The 3,941-nt window shown below is 58.8% G+C and carries 4 protein-coding genes; all 4 read left to right on the forward strand.

Annotated features, from left to right (window positions below; all coding sequences use genetic code 11):
• On the forward strand, nt 1-368 hold a 368-nt coding region (locus tag ACFOFO_RS15595; protein WP_390331963.1), incomplete at its 5' end, for a response regulator.
• 93 nt (nt 369-461) lie between these two features.
• Nucleotides 462-650 carry a hypothetical protein gene (locus tag ACFOFO_RS15600; RefSeq protein ID WP_390331964.1) on the forward strand — a complete coding sequence of 63 codons (189 nt, stop codon included), beginning with the start codon at nt 462-464 and terminating at the stop codon, nt 648-650.
• A gap of 199 nt (nt 651-849) precedes the next feature.
• A complete protein-coding gene (locus ACFOFO_RS15605; protein ID WP_390331965.1) occupies nt 850-3,057 on the forward strand; it encodes an SLC26A/SulP transporter family protein in 2,208 nt (735 codons plus the stop codon).
• A gap of 321 nt (nt 3,058-3,378) precedes the next feature.
• Nucleotides 3,379-3,941 (forward strand): PAS domain-containing protein (locus ACFOFO_RS15610; RefSeq protein WP_390331966.1); only part of this gene is annotated, 563 nt, incomplete at its 3' end.

The following is a 3,941-nucleotide window of genomic DNA, read 5'->3' on the forward strand; positions in this document are numbered from 1 at the left end:
AGGACAACCCGGCGAACCGGGAACTGGTCGAACAACTCATCGCGCGCCACACCGAGATGCGCCTGCTGACCGCGGTGAATGGGCAACTCGGCATCGCGCTGGCGCGCACCGCGCAGCCGGAGGTGATCGTGATGGACATCAATCTGCCTGACATCAGCGGCGTCGACGCCCTGAAAATCCTGCGCGCCGACCCGGCAACGGCGCATATCCCGGTCATTGCCCTCAGTGCCAATGCGATGCCACGCGACATCGAGAAGGGCATGCAGGCAGGATTCTTTCGCTACGTTACCAAGCCAATCAAGCTCGATGAGTTCATGGACGCGCTCAACGTGGCACTGGCATTCGCGAGGGTTAATCAGCGCCAATGAGGCAGGAGGCATGCGGTGATCAGAAGATTTCCGCAGGCAGGTGAAGCTTGCTGATTTCCTCGGTAAGCATGCTGGGCTATGGTCCAGATGCGAGTGGGTGACGAATACGTGGTCGATGCGTTCCATTTCGTCGAGGACAAGATCACCGACGCCCGTAGCGGGATCGAGCAGCACGTCGTCGAGCAGCATGGCGGTGGTGTGCAGGTTCGCACCGATTCCGCCTCTACACCCCAGAATTTTCAGCTTCCTATAAAAATGAACTATAAAAATGCTGTCAAATAAAATACGGTTATACGCGACGGCATGAAATTAAAAATCGCTTGCCTCAAGTCCTACAGACTCGCCCTGCTTTCGGCACGTGCATATCGGCGAACACGCTTCTGATGAATTCTCATTGATCAATCAATTAGTCACAGTGATTTTTGCCATATTTATGCAATAGTCAGGTAGTCCCTATTCTTCTCCTAGGTTGCGGATCACGGTGGATATTGCAAAGAACAATAAACTGGCAGGAGATATCTGGGGCGGTCTGGCGGCGATGCTGGTCGCGCTGCCTTCGGCGATCGCTTTCGGCGTCACCATCTATGCCTCGCTAGGCGGTTCCTATTCGGCCTACGGTGCCCTGACCGGCATACTTGGCGCCACAGCGCTCGGGCTGGTGGCGTCGGTCATGGGCGGCACCGACCGTCTGATCACCGCGCCGTGTGCGCCCGCCGCTGCCGTGTTGTCGGTCTTCGCCATCGAGCAGATCCACAATGGCACCCCCGACGAATCGGTGCTCCTGCAACTGACCGTTCTCGCCCTGGCGGCCGGAATGCTGCAACTGATCTTCGGCCTGATCGGCCTCGGGCGCCTGATCAAGTACATGCCCTATCCGGTGGTCAGCGGTTACCTCTCGGGTGTCGGCCTGATCATCATCGGCAGTCAGGTGCCGAAACTCCTCGGCACGCCCGTTGGCGCCTCACTCTGGCAGGCCCTGTCCGAGCCAGTGCTCTGGCAGTGGCAAGCTTGCGTCGTCGGCGCCGTGACCACCCTGGCCATGGTGCTGGCGCCACGCCTGACCAAGCGCGTGCCGGCATCGATTCTGGCCCTGCTCATTGGTGTTCTGAGCTACTTTGGCCTCTCTCTCGCCGATGGCGCGCTGCTGCAGTTCACCGGCAATACACTGGTAGTCGGACCGATAGCGGTAGGTGGGGGCGCCGGACACGGCTTTATCGATGGCTTCCTCGGCCGCTGGCAGGGTATGAAGCAGCTTGATCTGGAACAGGCTAAAGACCTGATCATGCCGGCCTTGACGCTGGCCGTCCTGCTCTCCGTCGACACACTGAAGACTTGCGTCGTCCTCGACGCACTGACGCACAGCCGCCACAACTCGAACCGGGAACTCATCGGACAAGGCCTTGGCAACCTTGCCTCGGGCATCGTCGGCGGCTTGCCCGGCTCAGGGACCACGGGAGCAACCATGGTGAACATGTCGAGTGGCGCGCAAAGCCGCTTATCCGGCGTGTTCGAGGGCATCCTGGCGCTGGTCGTTTTCCTCGTCCTCGGCAAGATGATAGCCTGGCTGCCCGTCTCCGCTCTAGCAGCGATCCTGGTCGTCATCGGCGTGCGCATGATCGACCGCAGCAGCCTGGATCTCATCAAGTCGCGCTCGACCATGCTCGACTTTGCCGTCATCGTCGCCGTCATCGGCGTCACCCTGATGGTCAGCTTGATCGCCGCTGCTGGCATCGGCATTGTCCTCGCGATCATCCTGTTCATCCGCGAACAAATCGGCGGTAGCATCGTCCGACGCAAGAGTTACGGCAACCAGACCTTCTCCAAGAAGATCCGCCTCCAACAGGAGATGCTGATCCTCGAACAGCGTGGCGCCCAGGCCGTGATCTTGGAACTGCAGGGCAGCCTGTTTTTCGGCACGACCGACCAACTCTATACCACCCTCGAAACCGAACTCAAGATTCGCACCTACGTTATCCTCGACATGCGCCGCGTTCAGTCGGTGGACGTCACCGCCGCCCACATGCTCAAGCAGATCAAGGACATGCTGACCGAACGCGACGGCTTCCTGATTTTCAGCCGGTTGCCCCAGAACCTGCCCAACGGCCAAGACTTGCAGCAGTACTTCGACCAGGTCGGTCTGATCCACGCCGATAGCCAGGTCAGCGTATTTGGCGATCTCGACGAGGCGGTCGAGTGGGTCGAGGATCGCATCATCGAGCAGGCAGCACTACATCGTGAGAACGCAAAACCGCTGGAACTGCACGAAATCGACCTGTTCAAGGGATGCCAGGAAGAGGCGCTGGTGGCATTGGAAGCCTGCATGGAGAAGCGCAGCATCAAGGCCGGCAAAAGGATCTTCACTAGAGGCGAAAGCGGCGACGAACTGTTCCTGATCCGGTGTGGTGACGTGCGCATCATGCTGCCGCTCAATGACCGGCAAGGCATCCATCTCAGCACCTTTGACCGCGGCAACTTCTTCGGTGAAATGGCATTTCTCGATGGCGCACCACGTTCCGCCGACGCCATCGCCTTCACCGATGTCGATCTCTTTGCGCTCCCGCGCAAGAACTTCGACATGCTCGCCGACCAGCACAAGATGGTCGCCACCAAGCTACTCGAAGGCCTCGCCCGTGTGCTTGCCACCCGCCTGCGTTACGCCAACGCGGCGATGCGGGCACTGGAAACCTAGCCCATTCCATTAGAGCCACAGCAGGCAACTTGTTTCACGTCAGCAAACTGTCCCTGCAGAAATGGTTTTGGGCCATCTGTCTGATGGCCTCGGACCAGCGCGCCTATCCGCTTTGCGCTTGTCCTGGCAGCTTGACGTGTCCTGGATCACCGCACACACTATGCTGTACAAGATCCGGTGATCGGTGATCGGTGAACGGGATGAACAATGCCGTTTGCGGGGGTGGTGGAACTGGACGGCGCCTTGGTCGGCGGGCCTCCGCCCGGATAGCGTGGGCACGTGCCAAAACAGGTGTATTTGCGCTTATTCAAGTAGGCGAACATGCGAAAACAACATACCAATGCCCCGGGGAAATTGCCCTCCTTAGAGGGCGAAATTGATGAGGGCGAACGACGCTTTAGATCGCTGGCAGATGCGATGCCCCAAATGGTGTGGATAACCAAGCCGGATAGCTCGATCGAGTATCACAATCAACGCTGGATCACCTATTCCGGACTCACTTTGGAGCAAATCCAAAAGGAGCATTGGTGGAGCCTGGTATTCCACCCGGATGATTTGCAAACTGTCATAGATCGCTGGACGAGTGCATTGCATAGCGGTGAAGCTTTTGAACTTGAATATCGCATGAAGAGAGCGTCCGATGGCGTCTATCGATGGCAGCTTGGCCGCGCCATACCTGTTAAGGACGCCAATGGACATATCGTCAAATGGGTGGGCACCGCTACCGACATCGAGGACCAAAAGCAGGCGCAGGCCGCAGCCGAAAGCGCGAACCGCGCGAAATCGGATTTCCTTTCCGGCATGAGCCATGAGCTGCGCAGCCCGCTCAATGCGATCCTCGGTTTCACGCAGCTGATGGCGTCCGATTCCCCGCCGCCGACGCC

Origin of the sequence: Pseudundibacterium arcticum (assembly GCF_042646465.1) — a bacterium.
Classification (GTDB): Bacteria; Pseudomonadota; Gammaproteobacteria; order Burkholderiales; family Burkholderiaceae_D; genus Undibacterium_A; species Undibacterium_A arcticum.